We start from the raw sequence: 1,493 nt of genomic DNA, 5'->3' as shown, positions 1-1,493 counted from the left end.
TGTGGACACGGAAGTTCAGCAGATAACATCGGATGTTTTCTTTGGTGTGGATCAGTCAATCTTAGACAAGTTCAGTGACGATGCGCAGGACGCGCTTTTTAACTCGCTGTGCAAACAAATAAAAAGGAGATTTTTCCCATGAGTAACTCACTGGTGTCGATGGCTGGCTCTCTCGCACAGAAGCTTGATCTGGCAATCGACGAGAAAGACCTGATTAACACGCTGCGGTCTACGGCATTCAAGGCTGAGGCAACAGACCAGCAGTTTCTTGCGCTTCTCATTGTCGCTAATCAGTACAACCTGAACCCATGGACAAAAGAGATTTACGCCTTCCCTGACAGGACGGGAATTGTTCCTGTTGTCGGCGTTGACGGATGGGCGCGGATCATTAATGGCAACAAAAATTTTGACGGCATAGAGTTCGAAATGGATGACGAATCGTGCACATGCAAAATTTACCGCAAAGACCGGAATCACCCGACATCAGTAACGGAATACATGAGTGAGTGTAATCGCGGAACCCAGCCGTGGAAATCACACCCTAAACGCATGCTCAGGCATAAAGCCATGATTCAGTGCGCGCGTTTGGCATTCGGGTTTGCTGGCATTTACGACCAGGATGAAGCTGAGCGCATCACTGAAAGTACCCCAGCCGGTGTTATCAATGGACAGGAAAGCCATGAAAACCGACCGGAGCTTATCGCTCGCTGTGAAAACGCCGCAAAAAATGGGACGGAGGCATTCAAGCAGCTATGGACAGAGCTTACCCCTGAAGAACGGGCGATCATCGGAACGGCGGATAAAGAGCGAATTAAAAACAGTATCGCCATTGATGCCGAATACACTGAGGTGACAGATGGAGCAGAGAACGGATGAATGGTTTGCGGCCAGGCTAGGGAAAGTCACGGCAAGCAATATTGCAAAAGTAATGGCGAAAGGTGGCGGAGCAACAAGGAAGAATTATATAGCTCAGTTGGTTTGCGAAACGCTGACAGGCCAGAAGGAAGAGACCTTTAAATCAGCAAGTATGGAGCGCGGTAACGAGCTTGAGGCGGTGGCAAGGGAAATGTACTGCCTCAACGAATTCGACGCCACGGTAACGGAAACCGGCTTTATTCTGCACCCCACCATTGAGCTTTTCGGAGCCAGTCCGGACGGCCTTGTAAACGATGACGGATTAATCGAAATCAAGTGCCCGAACACAGCAACTCATATTGAGACCATAAAAACCGGAAAGCCAAAGCGTGAATACATCCTTCAGATGCACGGCCAGATGATGTGCACCGGTCGAAGGTGGTGTGACTTTGTCAGCTATGACAACCGGCTTCCGGAAAATCTCGCCTATTTCAAAACACGGATTGTTTTTGATGAAGGCCTTGCCAGTGAAATAGAAACGGAAATTCGCGAATTCACGAAAGAGCTCAGGGAAGAAATCGAGTTTTTAACCAAATAACCCCACCGTTTCAGGATGAAGCGTAATGCAGGGATGCTGA

At 48.8% G+C, this 1,493-nt stretch carries 2 protein-coding genes; both read left to right on the top strand.

Features of this window, described 5'->3' with window-relative positions; all coding sequences use genetic code 11:
- The first annotated feature begins 138 nt into the window (after nucleotides 1-138).
- Nucleotides 139-876, top strand: coding sequence for a phage recombination protein Bet (gene bet, locus N7387_RS21160; protein WP_279800938.1), 738 nt, complete (start codon nucleotides 139-141; stop codon nucleotides 874-876).
- Nucleotides 857-1,453: a lambda exonuclease family protein gene (locus N7387_RS21155; RefSeq protein ID WP_279800937.1), complete on the top strand. Its 597-nt coding sequence runs from the start codon at nucleotides 857-859 to the stop codon at nucleotides 1,451-1,453. Before bet ends, N7387_RS21155 begins: the two co-directional genes overlap by 20 nt.
- The last annotated feature ends 40 nt before the right edge of the window (nucleotides 1,454-1,493 follow it).

This window comes from Morganella sp. GD04133 (assembly GCF_029835375.1).
Classification (GTDB): domain Bacteria; phylum Pseudomonadota; class Gammaproteobacteria; order Enterobacterales; family Enterobacteriaceae; genus Morganella; species Morganella morganii_B.
This window is presented reverse-complemented; position numbering and strand designations above follow the sequence as displayed.